Origin of the sequence: Vibrio sp. CDRSL-10 TSBA (assembly GCA_039696685.1) — a bacterium.
Lineage (GTDB): Bacteria > Pseudomonadota > Gammaproteobacteria > Enterobacterales > Vibrionaceae > Vibrio.
This window is the reverse complement of record CP155566.1, coordinates 2,862,520-2,879,922: the sequence shown is the minus strand read 5'-3', so window position 1 is coordinate 2,879,922 and position 17,403 is coordinate 2,862,520. Positions and strand designations below refer to the sequence as shown.

General features: G+C 49.3%; 12 protein-coding genes and 6 pseudogenes. 9 read left to right on the top strand and 9 right to left on the bottom strand.

Annotated features, from left to right (window positions below):
• Positions 1 to 57: 57 nt before the first annotated feature.
• Positions 58 to 1,485 carry a dihydrolipoyl dehydrogenase gene (gene lpdA / locus ABDK09_21055; protein ID XAW89255.1) on the top strand — a complete coding sequence of 476 codons (1,428 nt, stop codon included), beginning with the start codon at positions 58 to 60 and terminating at the stop codon, positions 1,483 to 1,485.
• Between the two features lie 169 nt (positions 1,486 to 1,654).
• On the opposite strand, the pseudogene ABDK09_21050 reads toward lpdA, so the two are convergent.
• Positions 1,655 to 2,270, bottom strand: a pseudogene (locus ABDK09_21050) (LuxR/HapR/OpaR family quorum-sensing transcriptional regulator).
• A 494-nt stretch (positions 2,271 to 2,764) separates the two neighbouring features.
• Between ABDK09_21050 and hpt the strand changes: the two are divergent.
• On the top strand, positions 2,765 to 3,238 hold the full coding sequence (hpt, locus tag ABDK09_21045; protein ID XAW89254.1) for a hypoxanthine phosphoribosyltransferase: 474 nt from the start codon (positions 2,765 to 2,767) through the stop codon (positions 3,236 to 3,238).
• Positions 3,239 to 3,315: 77 nt separating this feature from the next.
• On the opposite strand, the gene can is transcribed toward hpt, so the two are convergent.
• Positions 3,316 to 3,984: a carbonate dehydratase gene (gene can / locus ABDK09_21040; protein ID XAW89253.1), complete on the bottom strand. Its 669-nt coding sequence runs from the start codon at positions 3,982 to 3,984 to the stop codon at positions 3,316 to 3,318.
• A 329-nt stretch (positions 3,985 to 4,313) separates the two neighbouring features.
• Here can and ABDK09_21035 point away from each other — a divergent pair, with 329 nt between their 5' ends.
• Both ABDK09_21035 and ABDK09_21030 read left to right on the top strand, forming a co-directional pair.
• Positions 4,314 to 5,237, top strand: coding sequence for an ABC transporter ATP-binding protein (locus ABDK09_21035; protein ID XAW89252.1), 924 nt, complete (start codon positions 4,314 to 4,316; stop codon positions 5,235 to 5,237).
• Position 5,238: 1 nt separating this feature from the next.
• Positions 5,239 to 6,010, top strand: a pseudogene (locus tag ABDK09_21030) (ABC transporter permease).
• A gap of 69 nt (positions 6,011 to 6,079) precedes the next feature.
• On the opposite strand, the gene panC reads toward ABDK09_21030, so the two are convergent.
• The 7 genes and pseudogenes from panC to sfsA all read right to left on the bottom strand — a co-directional run bounded on the left by panC (position 6,080) and on the right by sfsA (position 12,077).
• Positions 6,080 to 6,958: a pantoate--beta-alanine ligase gene (gene panC, locus ABDK09_21025; protein ID XAW89251.1), complete on the bottom strand. Its 879-nt coding sequence runs from the start codon at positions 6,956 to 6,958 to the stop codon at positions 6,080 to 6,082.
• Positions 6,959 to 6,969: 11 nt separating this feature from the next.
• Positions 6,970 to 7,765, bottom strand: a pseudogene (gene panB / locus ABDK09_21020) (3-methyl-2-oxobutanoate hydroxymethyltransferase).
• Positions 7,762 to 8,271 (bottom strand): 2-amino-4-hydroxy-6-hydroxymethyldihydropteridine diphosphokinase, encoded by a 510-nt coding sequence (gene folK, locus ABDK09_21015; GenBank protein ID XAW89250.1) that lies wholly within the window; start codon positions 8,269 to 8,271, stop codon positions 7,762 to 7,764. Before folK ends, panB begins: the two are co-directional and overlap by 4 nt.
• Positions 8,268 to 9,633 (bottom strand): annotated as a pseudogene (gene pcnB / locus ABDK09_21010) (polynucleotide adenylyltransferase PcnB). Before pcnB ends, folK begins: the two are co-directional and overlap by 4 nt.
• Before the next feature lie 89 nt (positions 9,634 to 9,722).
• Positions 9,723 to 10,614 (bottom strand): annotated as a pseudogene (gluQRS, locus tag ABDK09_21005) (tRNA glutamyl-Q(34) synthetase GluQRS).
• Between the two features lie 135 nt (positions 10,615 to 10,749).
• Entirely contained in the window at positions 10,750 to 11,196 is a 447-nt protein-coding gene (gene dksA, locus ABDK09_21000; protein ID XAW89249.1) for an RNA polymerase-binding protein DksA, read from the bottom strand.
• A 125-nt stretch (positions 11,197 to 11,321) separates the two neighbouring features.
• Positions 11,322 to 12,077 carry a DNA/RNA nuclease SfsA gene (sfsA, locus tag ABDK09_20995; GenBank protein XAW89248.1) on the bottom strand — a complete coding sequence of 252 codons (756 nt, stop codon included), beginning with the start codon at positions 12,075 to 12,077 and terminating at the stop codon, positions 11,322 to 11,324.
• A gap of 72 nt (positions 12,078 to 12,149) precedes the next feature.
• On the opposite strand from sfsA, the pseudogene hrpB reads away from it, so the two are divergent.
• From hrpB to ABDK09_20970, 5 genes and pseudogenes are all read left to right on the top strand, one after another.
• Positions 12,150 to 14,568 (top strand): annotated as a pseudogene (hrpB, locus tag ABDK09_20990) (ATP-dependent helicase HrpB).
• Positions 14,569 to 14,783: 215 nt separating this feature from the next.
• Positions 14,784 to 15,146 (top strand): hypothetical protein, encoded by a 363-nt coding sequence (locus ABDK09_20985; protein ID XAW89247.1) that lies wholly within the window; start codon positions 14,784 to 14,786, stop codon positions 15,144 to 15,146.
• 43 nt (positions 15,147 to 15,189) lie between these two features.
• Positions 15,190 to 16,044 carry a site-specific integrase gene (locus tag ABDK09_20980; protein ID XAW89246.1) on the top strand — a complete coding sequence of 285 codons (855 nt, stop codon included), beginning with the start codon at positions 15,190 to 15,192 and terminating at the stop codon, positions 16,042 to 16,044.
• Positions 16,037 to 16,654, top strand: coding sequence for a hypothetical protein (locus ABDK09_20975; protein XAW89245.1), 618 nt, complete (start codon positions 16,037 to 16,039; stop codon positions 16,652 to 16,654). Before ABDK09_20980 ends, ABDK09_20975 begins: the two co-directional genes overlap by 8 nt.
• Before the next feature lie 82 nt (positions 16,655 to 16,736).
• The gene (locus ABDK09_20970; GenBank protein ID XAW89244.1) at positions 16,737 to 17,381 is read left to right on the top strand and encodes a hypothetical protein; all 645 of its coding nucleotides are present in this window, start codon (positions 16,737 to 16,739) and stop codon (positions 17,379 to 17,381) included.
• Positions 17,382 to 17,403 lie beyond the last annotated feature (22 nt).

Genomic DNA, 17,403 nt, shown 5'->3' with positions numbered 1-17,403 from the left:
AAACAAATAGATAAAACACCCATAGCCTGTTAGGGATATTGACTACAAGAGGTCGAAATGAGCAAAGAAATTAAAGCCCAGGTTGTAGTGCTAGGTGCCGGTCCTGCTGGTTACTCCGCTGCATTCCGTTGTGCAGACTTAGGTCTGGATACTGTACTTATCGAACGTTACAACACTCTGGGTGGTGTATGTCTAAACGTGGGTTGTATCCCGTCTAAAGCACTGCTGCACGTAGCGAAAGTTATCGAAGAAGCGAAAGCGCTGGCTGAGCACGGTATCGTGTTTGGCGAACCACAAACGGACATCGACAAGATCCGTCTGTGGAAAGAAAAAGTAATCAACCAGCTGACTGGCGGTCTTGGCGGTATGGCCAAGATGCGTAAAGTTAACGTAGTGAACGGCCTGGGTAAATTTACTGGTCCTAACTCTATCGAAGTAACCGGCGAAGACGGTACTACTGTTGTTAACTTCGACAACGCTATCGTAGCTGCAGGTTCTCGTCCTATCGAACTGCCTTTCATTCCACATGAAGACCCACGTATCTGGGACTCAACTGACGCACTGGAACTGAAAGAAGTACCACAAAAACTGCTGATCATGGGTGGCGGTATCATCGGCCTGGAAATGGGTACGGTTTACCACGCACTGGGTTCTCAAATCGACGTGGTTGAAATGTTCGACCAGGTTATCCCGGCAGCAGATAAAGACATCGTTAAAGTCTTCACTAAGCGTATCGCGAAGAAATTTAACCTGATGCTGGAAACCAAAGTTACTGCAGTTGAAGCGAAAGAAGACGGTATCTACGTTTCAATGGAAGGCAAGAAAGCGCCGGCTGAAGCTGAGCGTTACGATGCAGTACTTGTGGCAATCGGTCGTGTGCCAAACGGCAAACTACTGGAAGCTGAGAAAGCAGGTCTGGAAGTGGATGAGCGTGGTTTCATCAACGTTGATAAGCAAATGCGCACCAACGTACCACACATCTTCGCTATCGGTGATATCGTAGGTCAGCCAATGCTGGCGCACAAAGGTGTGCACGAAGGTCACGTAGCAGCAGAAGTGATTGCTGGTAAGAAACACTACTTCGATCCTAAAGTTATCCCTTCAATTGCTTACACTGAGCCAGAAGTGGCTTGGGTTGGTAAGACTGAGAAAGAAGCGAAAGCAGAAGGTCTGAACTACGAAGTAGCGACTTTCCCATGGGCTGCATCTGGCCGTGCTATCGCATCTGACTGCTCAGACGGTATGACCAAGCTGATCTTCGATAAAGAGACTCACCGCGTTATCGGTGGTGCTATCGTAGGTACTAACGGTGGTGAACTGCTGGGTGAAATCGGTCTGGCGATCGAGATGGGTTGTGATGCTGAAGACATCGCTCTGACTATCCACGCTCACCCGACTCTGCACGAGTCTGTGGGTCTGGCATCAGAAGTGTTTGAAGGTACGATCACTGACCTGCCAAACGCAAAAGCGAAAAAGAAAAAATAATTCTTTTTGCTTCGGCTGACGATATCTCGTCACGCAGATAGACAAAGCCGCTGATTCTTTCAGCGGCTTTTTTATGTCTGTTGTACTGAGCGTCGATGGGGTATCTGGTCAGCCGGAAAAACAGACAAAAAAATAGCGCCTGCAGGCGCTATTTTTTATCCGCACAAGATTACTGCTCTTTGTAGATGCACAGCATGTCGAGATAGCTTTGTACCAGCTTAAGCACCTGACCTTCATCACGCACACGGTTCGCCTGTACGAACAGTGAGTAGCATACACCATGGAACAGGGTAGCCAGATCTTCCGAGTCATGCTGATCGCACACTTCACCACGCTCAATCGCCTTGGCAAACATGTTTTTCAGCAGCAGCTGGTTGGTGCGGTTGCTGGAGACAAACAGCGGCCACACTTCATCACGGGTTGATGCACTCCACTCAAACCACACTTTCAGCCAGTGGCAGTCATCGATTGCCAGCTTGACCATCTGCTCGGTGATGTTGCCAAGATTTTCTTTAGCGTGAGCATCGAGATCGATGTTGTCAGTGAGGAAGTTGGAGAAACTGGCGTACCACATAAGTGAGCACGTCATCGACCAAATCTTCGCGCGTCGGGAAGTAGTTAAACACAGTAGCTACAGAAACCTGAGCGATTTCTGCGATATCGGCGTGACCGCCTCGACCAATCCCACGGTTAGCAAAAACCTCCAGTGCAATTTCCATTAATTGCAGTTTACGTTTTTGCGGGGAAAGCCTGGTTCTGGGGCGTTTCTCGATAGATGCGTCCATAATTTTATTTCCTTGCCAATGGTTGTTAGCTGCGTTTTTTAGTAAACGCTAATGATTATATTGTTAATTGCTTGGTTAGCTCTATGAGTGTAATGGTGCATATGATTTAGGTCAACGTTTTGTGACTAAAAAATGTTCAAATCTATTAAATCTTTTTAAATTCAAGGCGTTTAAATGGATTAAATTCTCACTAAAATGCAACCAATTGTATATTTGTGAGTCAGGTTGTACGTTTTGTGCACGCTCAGTGAGCGGGTAATGAGTGGCGACGACCGCCGGCGGTCATCGTTCATGGGGGAGGGCGTCGATACTGGGAGGCGCTGAGCAGAGGTTAACACCTACTGTCTGCGGTGTTACTATACGCGGCGAATGATTCAGCGACGTGGCAATTTGCCTTTCCAGATTGGGGTCGCATCAACAAAACGAGATTGGTATGAAACACACAGTTGAAGTAATGATTTCTGAACAAGAAGTTCAGGAACGCGTTCGCACGCTTGGTCAGCAGATCACAGAGCACTATCAGGGCAGCGAAGACCTGGTTTCTGGTCGGGCTGCTACGTGGTTCTTTCGTATTTATGGCGGATCTGGCCCGTGCGATCAACTTGACCCATCAGGTCGACTTTATGACAGCGTCGAGCTATGGCAATACCATGGAAAGTTCACGCGATGTGCGTATCCTGAAAGATCTGGATGACGACATCAAAGGCAAGGATGTCCTGCTGGTCGAAGACATTATCGACACCGGTAATACGTTAAATAAAGTGAAAGAGATTCTGTCCCTGCGCGAGCCGAAATCAATTCAGATCTGTACGCTGCTCGACAAGCCGTCACGCCGTGAAGTGAATGTTGATGTGAAGTGGATTGGTTTTGAGATCCCGGACGAGTTCGTGGTTGGTGTCGGTATCGATTACGCGCAGAAATATCGTCACCTGCCATTTATTGGTAAGGTCATTCCGCAGGAAGGCTGAGTCAAGCGAACTTTAGCCAATGAAGCAATGCCCACCAAAGAGTGGGCATTGTTGTCACTGTGGTAAAAAGAGCGTGTTTAGCGACACAGCAGCTTGTGCTGCGGATTCAAAATTTTCGCCATCGACTGATTGTAGCTGTCATCAATGCCTTCGCGACTGTTACAGCGCACGCCTAAGTATTCCAGGCGGCCGTCACCGATACCGTATACCACGCCGTGCAACTCGACATCCTGGCCACGTTGCCAGGCATTCTGTAAGATGGTCGAGTTACCCAGGTTATACACCTGCTCCGCGACGTTAATCTCAGCCAGCTTGTCTGAGCGGTCCTCGGCAGGCATCTGGTCGAGGTAATTGCGGTGCTTGAAATACAGATCGCGAATATGCAGCAGCCAGTTGTTGATAAGGCCGAGCTGCGGGTTGTCAATCGAAGCAGTGACGCCACCACAGCCGTAATGGCCACAGATGATGATGTGTTTGACTTTAAGTACGTCAACCGCATACTGAACCACTGACAGGCAGTTGAGGTCGGTATGAATGACCTGGTTGGCCACATTGCGGTGGACAAACAGTTCACCGGAATACAGGCCGGTGAGTCGTTCAGCAGGCACGCGGCTGTCAGAGCAACCAATCCATAGAAAGTCGGGGTTTTGTCCTTCGGCTAACTGTCTGAAGTATTCAGGTCTTTCGGCTTTGATCGACTCTGACCACTTAGAGTTGTTGTCGAATAGTTGTTTAATCTCTGGCATTTTACTTCCCTTTATGAATTGCCCTGTTTTCTCAGCACACCTGTTTTATTATAGGCACAACAACGCGTTCTGATATCAGATTGCAGGCTGGCCAACTATACACAAAGTCGCACAGGCAAGCTCTGACAAATTTCCCTCCAGAGTACTCATCTGAGCAGTGAAAGGAAGCGCAATTTTTGCAACGAATGATTGGTAAAACAGAAGATTACGTGGGATGGACTGCCAGTTTGCAGTGTAATACCCGTGATCTATTTCCCGGGCAGGGTTGAAAATCATCCTGCTCAACAGCACATCTAGGATGTTCGAACACAAAGAGTTTTTAATCTGCTATGTACGCATTAGAGATAGAAGAGCTGCGCAAAACCTATGCCGGCGGTTTTGAAGCACTCAAGGGCGTCAGTCTGAAAGTCAGTAAAGGTGACTTTTACGCCCTGCTCGGCCCAAACGGGGCGGGTAAATCGACCACTATCGGTATCATTTCCTCTCTGGTTAACAAGACCTCCGGTCGTGTGAAGGTGTTTGGCCACAATATTGATACCCACCTGGAGCTGGCCAAGCAGCATCTTGGTCTGGTACCGCAAGAATTTAACTTTAACCCGTTTGAGACGGTTGAACAGATCGTGATGCAACAAGCCGGCTATTACGGTGTGTCACGTACTCTCGCCAAAGAGCGGGCGGAAAAGTACCTGACCCAGCTTGATCTGTGGGAAAAACGCAAAGAGCGGGCTCGTAACCTGTCGGGCGGGATGAAACGCCGTTTGATGATAGCCCGCGCGCTGATGCATGAGCCGCAACTGCTGATCCTCGATGAGCCGACTGCCGGGGTGGATATTGAACTGCGCCGCTCAATGTGGGAGTTTCTCAAGAAAATCAACCAGCAGGGCATTACCATTATTCTGACCACTCACTACCTCGAGGAAGCGGAAATGCTGTGTCGTCACATCGGTATCATCAATCGCGGTGAACTGATTGAAAACACCACCATGAAAGCCTTACTGGGTAAGTTGCAGGTTGAAACCTTTATTCTCGATATCGACGATGAAAGCAAACTGCAAACTCTGCAGGATGTGGTGTCGCAGCGTGTGGTCGAAGGCTCACTGGAGATTGAACTGGCGAAAACCCAGGGCATGAATCACGTGTTTGCCCAGTTGTCACAGATGGGGATCAAAGTGATGTCGATGCGTAACAAGGCCAACCGTCTTGAAGAGCTGTTTGTCAGCATCGTACGCCAGCAGAGTGAGGGGAAAGTATAAGATGTATCAGATTTACTGGACTGCGTTTCGCAGCCTGCTGCGCAAAGAGATCAAGCGTTTTACCCGTATCTGGGTGCAAACCCTGGTTCCGCCGGCGATTACCATGAGCCTGTATTTCATCATTTTTGGTAACCTTATCGGCTCTCGTATCGGTGAGATGAACGGCTTCACTTACATGGAGTACATCGTGCCCGGCCTGATTATGATGTCGGTGATCACCAACTCGTATTCCAATGTTGCCTCGTCGTTTTTCAGCGCTAAGTTTCCAGAAGAACATTGAAGAGTTGCTGGTTGCGCCGGTGCCTAACTACGTCATTATTGGTGGCTATGTGATGGGCGGGGTGGCGCGTGGCCTGCTGGTCGGTGCTATGGTGACGTTTGTATCGCTGTTTTTCGTTGATCTCAGTGTCGATCACTGGGGTATCATCACAGCGACCGTGTTCCTGACCTCTGTGGTGTTTGCTTTGGGCGGCCTGATCAATGCGGTGTTTGCGCGCTCGTTTGATGATATCTCAATCATTCCGACCTTTGTGCTGACACCGCTGACCTATCTGGGCGGGGTATTTTATTCTATCAGCCTGTTGCCTGACGTGTGGCAGGTGGTGTCGAAAATCAACCCGATTGTCTATATGGTCAACGCGTTCCGTTACGGCTTTTTGGGCGTGTCCGATGTGGATATCACCACCTCGTTCAGCGTGTTGGGAGTGTTTGTGGTACTGCTGTACGCGGTGGCTCATTACCTGGTCAGCAAAGGACGCGGGTTACGCAGTTAAAGTGCGTGTTGTTTTAGAAATAAAAAAGGTCAACCGAGGTTGACCTTTTTTGTGCTTTGCGGGAAAGCGTTATTCTTCTTCAGAGGAGGCTTTGGCTTCACTCAGGTCGACCACCTGATTATCGATCAGACGAACTTTGCCAAGGAAAGCAGACATCAGGATCACTGCTTGTTTGCTGTCGGCTGATATTGGCAGCAGGGTACGAGCGTCGCGGATGAAAATTTCATCCGGCTCCAGATCCGCTGCGCGCAACTGATCGACCGCATCTTCCACAATAGAGCTGTAATCAACCCGGCCACCGCGAATCGCGCTGCTGATCCAGCGCATGGTGCGCGCCAGAACCGGTGCGCGCTGGCGCTCATCCAGAGTCAGCAGGTTATTGCGTGAACTCATCGCCAGGCCATCCATCTCACGTACGGTTGGCACACCAACGATTTCAAGATTGAGGCACAGATCCTCCACCATCTGGCGAATTACCGCCAGCTGCTGAAAATCTTTTTCGCCAAAGCAGGCCACATTCGGCTGCACGATATTGAACAGCTTAGTGACGATGGTGGCGACACCACGGAAGTGACCCGGACGCGATGCGCCTTCCAGCATGTGAGATAAACCCGGTACTTCAACAAACGTCTGTTTATCCAGGCCATACGGATACATGATGTCAGGCGTCGGGGTAAACACCAGCTCGACTCCGGCAGCATTGAGCTTGCTCAGGTCGTCATCCAGAGTACGAGGATAGTTGTTGAGATCGTCGGCCCGTTCAAACTGCATCGGGTTGACAAAAATACTTACCACAACCACATCGGCCAGTTCACGCGCTTTGCGCACCAGCGTTAGGTGGCCTTCGTGCAAATTGCCCATCGTCGGAACAAATGCGATCCGGCGATCATCACGCTTATACTGTTTGATCTGCTCGCGCAGAGCGGAAATGTCAGCAAAAGTCTGCATGATTAACTCCTTTAGGCGATAGTATGTGCATCGTCAGGGAAAGCACCGCGCGTCACATCATCCATGTATTTCGCCACAGCCTTTCGCATATCCCCTGTTTCTGCGAGAAAGTTTTTCGAGAATTTCGGCATGTAGTTAGCCGAGATACCAAACATATCGTGCATGACCAGAATCTGGCCATCGGTTACGTTACCTGCACCAATGCCGATCACCGGCACATCAAGTAACTGGGTAATACGTTGTGCCAGCGACGCCGGAACACATTCCAGCAGAATGATCTGGGCACCTGCTTCTTGCAGCGCCAGCGCATCTTTGACCATGCGATCGGCTTTATCCTGTTCACGGCCCTGAACCTTGTAGCCGCCAAAAATGTTCACCGATTGCGGAGTCAGGCCCAGATGGGCACAGACTGGAATCGCGCGCTCGGTCAACATTTTCACCGTGTCGACCAGCCAGTCGCCACCTTCGATTTTGACCATGTTGGCCCCGGCACGAACGATTTTTGCCGCGTTTTCACACGCCTGTTTCTGGTGTGGCATAGCTCATAAAGGGCATGTCGGCCATCAGCAGACAGTTCGGGCTGCCGGCACGCACACAGCGGGTGTGATACACGATATCTTCTACCGTGACCGGCAAGGTGTCGGTCTGGCCTTGCAACACCATGCCCAGTGAGTCACCGACTAAAAGAACCGGCATCTCCTGGCTCTCAAACAGCTGGGCGAAACTGGCATCGTAAGCGGTGGAGGTCGGGAATTTACGCCCTTCCTGTTTCCATTGCATCAGGTCATTAATGGTAATTTTTTTCATTTGTTATCCTTACCAGGAGTTGGCGCATGCCAAATACTAAGCCCGTTACGCGGCACTGTCGTTAACAGCTCGTTCAGCTCAGTCCCATCAGGGAGTTGTAAATTGGGTGCGATTTCTGCGAGCGGGTAAAGTACAAATTCACGCACTTTCATACCGTAATGAGGCACGATAAGTCGCTCGGACTCAATCACCTCATTGCCGTACAGCACGATATCCAGGTCGAGGGTACGTGGCCCCCAACGTTCGGCTTTACGGACTCGCCCGTGTTCCTGTTCAATTGCCTGAGTGCAATCTAACAGCTCCAGCGGGGTTAAGTCGGTTTCGATGGCGACGACCGCATTAATGTAATCCGGTTGGTCCTGTGGCCCCATCGGGGTGCTGCTATACAGCGACGAAGTCGCGATAAAACGCGACTTCGGGACAGATTTCAGTGCTTCAATGGCTTGTTTGGCCTGGGCCACCGGGTCACTTAGGTTACTGCCTACGGCGATATACGCTGTGATCATGACGAGGTTTTACTCTTTTTCTTACGTGGAGAGCGACGACGACGCGAAACTCGGTTTGCCTGTGGCTGTTTCGCCATCGAGATCCGTCACCATCGCCTGGCGCATATTGCGCCCTGCTGTCTGGAAGGTTTCCCACCAGTCAGCCAGTTGTTTGGTTTCACCGCCTTCCACTTCACCACGCATTTCAAGGAAATCGAAGCCGGCGCGGAATTTATTAAGCTCCATCAGACGGAACGCGCGTTTACCGGTGCGGCGTGGCAGACGCAGTTGCAGTTGCCAGATTTCGCGGATGGTTGCCGTGTGGCGACGCGGAATAGCGATGCGTTTTACCACTTCATCGAGAATACGGTTGCTGGCTTCCATCACCGCATCGTAATCGTTGAAATTGTGGCTGTGCATCAGCTCTTTAGCCTGCTCCATCATCGGATACCACAGCATGGCGGCAAACATGAAGGCCGGATTGATCCGTTTGCCTTCTTCAATGCGCTGATCGGTGGAATCAAACGCCAGATCCAGCATCTGCTCGGTCTGGGAGTCGTACTCTTCGGTGAAGTAGTGCGCTATGGTCGGAAACAGCTGCTGGAACAGGTCATACTCACGCATCAGGTGATACGTTTCCAGGCCGTATCCGGATTGCAGCATCTTCAGCGACTCTTCATAGAGACGCGCTGCCGGAATATCGCGCAGCAGCGGTGCCAGATGTTCAATCGGCGCCGCGGTCTCTTCTTCGATGTCGAAATCGAGTTTGACGGCAAAGCGGATGGCACGCAGCATACGCACCGGGTCCTCGCGATAGCGGGTCTCCGGATCGCCAATCAGACGCACCAGCTTGTCTTCCATGTCCTCACGGCCGCCTGCATAGTCGTGAATGCTGTAATCGGCGATGTTGTAGTACATGGCGTTGATGGTGAAATCACGGCGCTCGGCATCTTCATCGATGGTGCCGTAGACGTTGTCACGCAGCAACATGCCGGCTTCAGACTGCGAAGCGAGCTGCTTGTTGTTTTCCTGGTGATGGCCACGGAAGGTCGCCACTTCAATGATGTCACGTCCGAACATAATGTGGGCGAGACGGAAGCGACGGCCAATCAGCCGGCAGTTACGAAACAGCTGACGAATCTGCTCCGGCGTCGCATTTGTGGCGACATCGAAATCTTTGGGCTTACCGCCCAGCAGTAAGTCACGCACGCCGCCACCGACCAGATACGCTTCAAAGCCTGCACCATGAAGACGGTACAACACTTTTAGCGCATTCTCGCTGATCTGCTCACGCGAGACATTGTGATCCTGGCGCGCAATAATATTCAGAGCGAGCTCTGGGTATACGCGATGTTTGCTTGGTTCTAAATCGTTGTTATTCATGTGCATCTGACATTGATTGGTGTTGCCTATTCAAGCGTTTTCTGCACCTGCGCTGGCTTAAACGGGCCGAATTTGCGGCTAATAATAGCTTACGCAGCGCCATTTGAGAATCGCGCTGTGATCTGGGTCGCTGCGGGCAGTTGTGCAACCTGCCAGTGCTGACATCCCCAAAGGATGATCGCCTCGACACTGCTATCCATGAAATCTTCTGGAATATCAAAGCCTAAAAAACGCATTGCGGCCAAAAGTGCCGGTTTGGGATCGGCCGGATCTATGGCTGGTGCGTGATTCTGCTTGGAGAGTTTATTCCCGTTGTCATCCAGTGCCAAAGGCAAATGTAAGTAACTGACCGGGTTTTGTTTTAAAGTGTGATACAAGCTGATTTGCCGTCCGGTCGGTTCAATCAGATCCGCACCGCGTACCACTTCGGTTACGCCCTGGTCGATATCATCCAGCACAACAGCCAGATTGTAAGCGAACAGGCCGTCACGACGTTTGATGATGAAATCTTCCTGCGCCAATTCGGCTTGAATCGCAATCTCGCCGTGTTTGATATCGTGAAATGCGAACACCGGACTATCCATACGCAGCCGGATGGCACACTCCGCGTTGACTGACAGCCCTTTGTTACGACAGGTTTCCGGGATAAAAACCGCCCGCCGCTTTGATTTGCTTACGGGTACACTGACAGGCATAGGCCTGGCCACTGGTCAGCCAGGCGTCGATTTGCGCCTGATATAAGTCATGGCGCTGGCTTTGATAGACCACTTCGCCGTCCCAGTGCAGACCATAGGCATCAAGTGCCTGCAGGATCCAGTCAGCGGCTCCCGGCATCTCACGTGGCGGGTCCAAATCCTCTATCCGTACCAACCATTGTCCGTTGCGGGATTTAGCCTGGAAATAGCTCCCCAGCGCGGCAATCAGTGAGCCGAAGTGCAGAGGACCGGAGGGGGAAGGGGCAAAGCGACCGATATAACTCATAGTGTTGAATATCTTGGGTAATAAAACCGGGTTAGTGTAACCCAAAGTGCAAGCGTAGCACCATTATGCGCACCGGGTGTGGCGCGTACAAATAAAAAGGGAGCAATCTGCTCCCTTTTTATCATTCGATGGGGATTAACCCAGCATCTGCTTTTCTTTGATTTCTGCAAGTGTCTTACAGTCAATACACAGGTCAGCGGTAGGGCGAGCTTCCAGGCGACGTACGCCGATTTCAACGCCACAAGATTCACAAAAGCCAAAATCTTCTTCTTTGATCTTGTCTAAGGTCTTCTCGATTTTCTTAATCAAACGACGCTCGCGGTCACGGTTGCGCAGTTCAAGGCTGAACTCTTCTTCCTGAGAAGCGCGGTCAACCGGATCCGGGAAATTAGCTGCTTCATCCTGCATATGGTGCACAGTACGATCAACTTCTGCCCGCAGCTGGTTACGCCAGGCTTCTAAAATTTTTGTAAAATGAGCGATCTGCTCAGGTGACATGTATTCTTCACCTGGTTTTTCCTGATACGGCTCAACACCTGCAATGGCTAGGATGCCTAGCGTTTTCTTTTTGGACTCTTGCATACAGCATCTCCTACTAACACCTAGTCAACTGCGAGAGCAGTCAATTTAAGGCGGGTATCTATAGCAAAAAGAAGTGAGCGAGGCAAACACTCAATTATAAACTTATCTTCAATATCTAGCCCGCATCAATATTTTGTTGAATCCTGGGCAAAATCTATCGAAGAAACCAGTTGAATGTGGTGCTGGCAAAGTTCCGCTTTGTAGCACAGTACTTCGACACCCGCTTCTTGCGCCATTTTTAACAATCGTGAATAGTTCGCGTCTATATGGTGAGCGGGAGCGACTTTTTCAATACCTGAATGTAAAACTGTGAATAAAAGTACCGCTCTGCTCCCATTTTTGGCCATTTCTGTTAGCTCTCGCAGATGTTTCTGGCCTCGAGTGGTGACAGCATCCGGAAAGTAGCCCTGACCCGCGGCAGGGGACTCTCCGTCCGGGGAGAAATCGCCTTGCTGCAGCAGCGTGACGCTTTTCACCTCTATATAACAGTGTGGACCGGATTCTGAGTTGAGCAAGATATCGATGCGGCTATTTTCATTGCCATATTTGACTTCGGTGCGTAACTGGTCATAACCCTGCAGCTCTTTGATCGTACCATTTTGAATGGCTTCCACAGCCAGTTGGTTGGCGCGTGCGGTGTTGACGCAGATGCGGTGTCCGGCCGGCGTGTCGACCAGCTCCCAGCTGTGCGGGTATTTGCGTTTCGGATTATCCGATGTCGAATACCACACCGTACTGCCGGGAATGGCGCAACCGGTCATGGCACCGGTATTGGCGCAATGTATGGTCATGGTGTGATCATCGCCGGTGGTGACATCGGCCAGAAATCGTTTGTAGCGCTGGATCAAAGTCGCAGGCTGAAGAGGCGGGGAAAACTGCATAGCTGACTCGTTTCGCTTCCATTACTGTTTTTATGTACAATATCGGCGCCATTAAAACACAAGGATATCCTCTTGTCACAATTGCCCATCGAAGCTGTGATTCCCGAGTTACTCGCCGGAGTTCAGCGCTCACCGCAGGTGATCCTCAAAGCGGCTCCCGGAGCCGGTAAGTCGACCCATTTTCCGCTCGCACTGCTTAAAGCAGATATTGTGGCCGGCAAGATAGTTATGCTGGAGCCACGCCGTCTGGCGGCGCGTAATATTGCCCGCTATCTGGCGCAGCAACTGGGTGAAAATGTCGGTGAGACTGTGGGCTATCGGGTGCGTGGTGACAGCAAAGTCGGGCGTAATACCCGGCTGGAAATTGTCACAGAAGGCATTATGACCCGGATGATTCAAAATGATCCCGAACTGGATGGTATCGATGCGCTGATTTTTGACGAGTTTCATGAGCGCAGTCTGCATGCCGATACTGCGCTGGCATTCAGCCTGGAAGTGCAGGCGGCGCTGCGTGACGATCTGAAAATCATCGTCATGTCGGCCACGCTGGATCAGCACGCTTTGCAAAATCTGTTGCCGCAAGCCAGTTATGTGGAGTCGCAAGGACGCAGTTATCCGGTGCAGATACGTTATCAGCCGGGGACAGTGAATCAGCCCTTAGTGGCGGCGATGGAGAAGCAGATTCGCAGCTTGATGGCACAGGAAACGGGCTCACTGCTGGCGTTTTTACCGGGGGCCGGAGCGATTGTACAACTGACAAACAACCTGCGCGATCTGGCAGACGATATCGATGTCTGTCCGCTGTATGGTCAGCTGAGTTTTAGTCAGCAGCAGCAGGCGATAGCTCCGGCCGCTGCCGGAAGACGTAAAGTTGTGCTGGCCACCAATATTGCCGAAACCTCGCTCACCATTGAAGGGATCCGTCTGGTGCTCGACAGCGGCCTGGAGCGGCGCGCGCGTTTTGATCTCAAAACCGGCATTACCCGTCTGGAGCAGTTGCGTATCGCCCAGTCTTCAGCCGAGCAGCGCGCCGGTCGTGCCGGTCGTCTCGAAGAGGGGATCTGCGTGCGTCTCTACAGTGAAGCGCAACTGAAACAGCAGCCGCAGGTGCCGGTTGCGGAAATTATGCAAAGTGATCTGGCACCTCTGGCGCTGGAAACTGGCCCAGTGGGGCGCGCATGAGGTCAGCGAATTGCAGTGGCTGGATGTTCCGCCCGCCGTGGCGCTGAGTCAGGCACGCAGCCTGCTGGCTACACTCGATCTGATGGACAGTCGTCAGCAACTGACCGCGTCGGGTAAAGAGGCGCACGCCTTGGGTGTGGAGCCTCGCATCGCGGCCATGTTACTGGCTGCCTGGCAGCATGGGGAAGCCTGTCTGCACAGCGCACTGGCGCTGGCGGCACTGCTCGAAGAGCCGGAGCGTCAGGTGTTCGATGTCAGTCATAGTCTGCAGCGCTGGCAGCAGGGGTGCCATCCGCAAGGCAAGGTGTTGCACCAGCGTGCGACTGCCCTGGCGCATAAACTCGATACAGGTTTTACGCTGCGTGCGGTTAAGCCGTCCCAGCTGGCGCAAGTGGCGTGCCTGGCGTTTCCGGATCGAATAGCTCAGCAACGTGGGCAGCACGGTCAGTTTCTGCTTGCCAACGGCCACGGCGCCGTGATTGCAGACGATCAGCCCCTGGCGGGCAGTGGCTATGTGATCGCTCTGGATGTGATGCGCAGCCAGCAGCAGTCAAGCCAGATTTTCAGTGCCCTGGAGCTGGATATTACTGCGCTGCAGCACACATTCGGCCAGCTGTTCAGCACTCAGGAGCGGGTTGACTGGGATGACAAAGCCGGACGTCTGGTGGCAGAGAAACAGCTTCGTATCGGGCAACTGGTGATTGAGCGCGAGGCTCTGCCTGCCCCTGCGCCGGAAAAAATGACACAAGCTTTGCTTAATTATGTCGAACGTAAAGGGCTGGCAGTATTACAGTGGGGCGAAACGACGACCGAATGGCTGACCCGGGTACGTTGTGGCTGTGAATGGTTACCGGAAGAAGCGTGGCCGGATATGAGCGAGCAGGCGTTACTGGGTGAACTTAATCAGTGGTTAGAGCCTTACCTGAGCGGGATTCGCTCGGTTAAAGAGCTAAATAAAGTGCCGGTATTGGACGCCTTAAAAGCTCGTTTAGGCTGGCCCTTGCACCAGCAGTTGGATGAATGGCTGCCGGTCGAGCACCGCTTGCCTACCGGATCGAGCAAAAAGATCCGTTATCAGGTCGGGATGGACCCGGTCTTGTCGGTGCGCATGCAGGAAGTGTTTGGCGAGCAGAGCACGCCTCTGGTCGCCAAAGGCCGCAAGGCCATCGTGATGGAACTTCTGTCTCCGGCTCAGCGCCCGCTGCAGGTAACCCGTGATTTGGCAGGCTTCTGGCGTGGGGCATATAAAGAAGTGCAGAAAGAGATGAAAGGGCGTTATCCCAAACACAATTGGGATCTTCCAGATTGACAGGTCATGTGGTAAGACTGACGCATTGACAGCATCGATCATTAGAGGCTCAGGTGTTAACTAAAAAAGACAGGATTATCACAATAACGCATTTGAAGGATTCGCATAGTGAGGTCACATCAGAGGCGTTAAGTTCGAACTCTATCGAGAAGAAATGTTGTAACGGTGAGTCATACTACATTACGCGTAGCGTTGCATTCGGGGAGGAGCAGGACTTGTACCTGTTTCCCTTCCTGCTTGAAAATGATGGTTCGCCTTGGGTGGATGCTAATGCCTTTTTGTTTAAATCAGCGCGAGATTTTGAAAAGGGGTTTACAAAGTCAGAAGCTATCTTACATAAAGCAAGTTTGTTATTAGATTATAAAATCTTCTGTGAAGAGAAAGACATTAATCTTATGTCATTCGCAGGACGCAAACCCAAAAGGCCAACTTACAGGTACTTCCTTGAATTGCTCTCATTGCTTGATAAAGGTCAAGTTACAAGAAAGAGGCTCAATGAGAAGACAAAGATAGTATACGGTTTTTATAAGTACCTATCTTCACTACCAAATTCAACTATAGACATGGAAACGTGTTGATTCTGTTAGCTCTGTGAAATTATACACACAGGGAAGATACGGTATGAGCCACTCAATTGAAGTTGATAAAAGGGAGCAATCTGTTTCCATATACTCTGGTCCATCACCTGTTCAAGTGGGATTTGTGCGAGAGTATGGTGAGGAGATTAGGCCGTTAAACGATAATGAGTTATCACAGTTGTTTGATGCTATAAATTCTGATTTTTTTTCAGTAGACGAGCGCTTAATGCATCTGATCGCTTTACATACAGGGGCACGTAAACAAACAATTTTAACAATGCGTATGAAACACCTAGATCTGTTAGTAAACAGTAGTCCAGATAAAGATGGCACTTATAGATTATACGCCGGTCCAGGCACTGGGATTGATACCAAGTTTAGTAAAAAACAAACTTTACACTTCCCTAAGTTCCTTTTAGAGCAGATTGTTGTTTATAGCAAAAGTAAAAAAAGCAAAAGCAGAAGAGATAAATTTCTGGAAAAACATGGCGAAATTATCCCTGAAGACGAAATGTATGTTTTTCTATCGCCTGAAGGTGAGCCTCATTATATGGCAAAAAACGACCCGAGATACAAAACTACGAAAAGCAAACCTCAAGGTAGAAATACTTACTATATGAAGAAGAAGCTATTAAAAATAACTTCTGAAGATTTTCCTAGAGACTTTACTTTTCACTGGTTGAGAGCAACATTTGCCTTTGAGTATTATCGGTGGCTTCAACCTTTAGCATCTTCGAATGTTTTAACCGATGGCGACATTATTTCAATGGTTCAAAAAAGAATGCATCACGCTGATAGAGCGACCACTGAGCATTACTTGAAACTATTTGATTCTGTGAGTGATAAAATTACAGCGCAGAAAATATATGAAGAACGAGCACTTAACTTATATGAATAACAAAATAATTAAATATAAAATTAGGAATTTTGAAGAGGTGACTCTTGATGAGTTTAACTCTGGTAAGTTTAGTGATATTAGAAATGTGGTTGTATGTTTGAACGATGAGAATGGTGACATTGAATTCAAACTTGACTTAGGTTCTCTCACGTTTTTTGAAACTAAAGTTGAAACAAGGATTGACCCCAACAATAGAATGGATAGAGAATATTTATATTCTGTGGATATTAACTCTCATAAAGAACACTTGGTCGAGTTTGTTATTAATTTTGGTGAATACATTCAGATCAGAAGAAAAACAAATAATAGCAAAAAGGCACTATTTGGCGCGATGCGTCGAGTGCTAAAATTTTTAAATGATTTCGGTAAGTCTAGTGACGTTGATCTTTTTCTCAAGTCAGAAAAGGATACAATGGATGTGTATTCAAAAATTACATTTGAACTAAAGCATCAAATCAACAGTGGTTTAATCACTCCTCGAACAGCAGACTTACTACAAAATAATTTTTCCTTAATGATCGAAATACGACACGGAAAGCAATTTAGGGATTACGTCGTCGAAGAGAATTTGTCGTTTCATGGTCGGGTAAACACAACAGAAACCGCGTGAAATTTCTGAAATAAGATATGCATTCGAAACTTATAAATCACTAGCTCTACAATTAACAGACTATCTGGTTAATGAAAAGTCTTTGCCTTTTTTGATAAAAATGCCTGATTACGAAACTTTTCTTTTCCCCTATGCTAACCATCGAGTTACACCTTACTGTAATCGACCAACAGATGCATACAATCATGAGGAAGGTCGATTATCAACGTTAGATGAAATGCTCAAAATAAGAATAGGAGTTAAGGAAAGCATCGTTAAAGCAGACTGGGTAAGAATATGCAAAAGGTTTGATGTAATTAATGCTGACCCACGCTCTAAGTGTAGAAGAGCTTTTGCTGCTACAGCGATGCAATCATATCAAATGATGTTTATGATGTTGACTGGATCGTATGTCTCTGAAATTTCACAGCTTGAGTTTGATAATGCTATGGAGTTTAGCAAATCATCCGTTAATAAAAGTTACAGAGCTATAAAGCTTAGAGCTGCTGGAAGGGTGGTCCAGTATGACCTATCTACTGCTGGTGTAAAGCTCTTCAAAAGTTATATTAAATTAAGGCAGTGGGTACTCAATGGGCAAGATGAGAAATACTTATTTTTTGGACTGAAAGTTAAAGAGTGGTCAACATCTACTTTGGACGAAACAAATATACGTAGCTTTCAAAGAAAAAAAATCATCGGTATATTTATGCCGAGTGATTATAAAATGTTAACAAGCAGAGAAACTTAGAAAATCAAAAAGCTTATTTCTT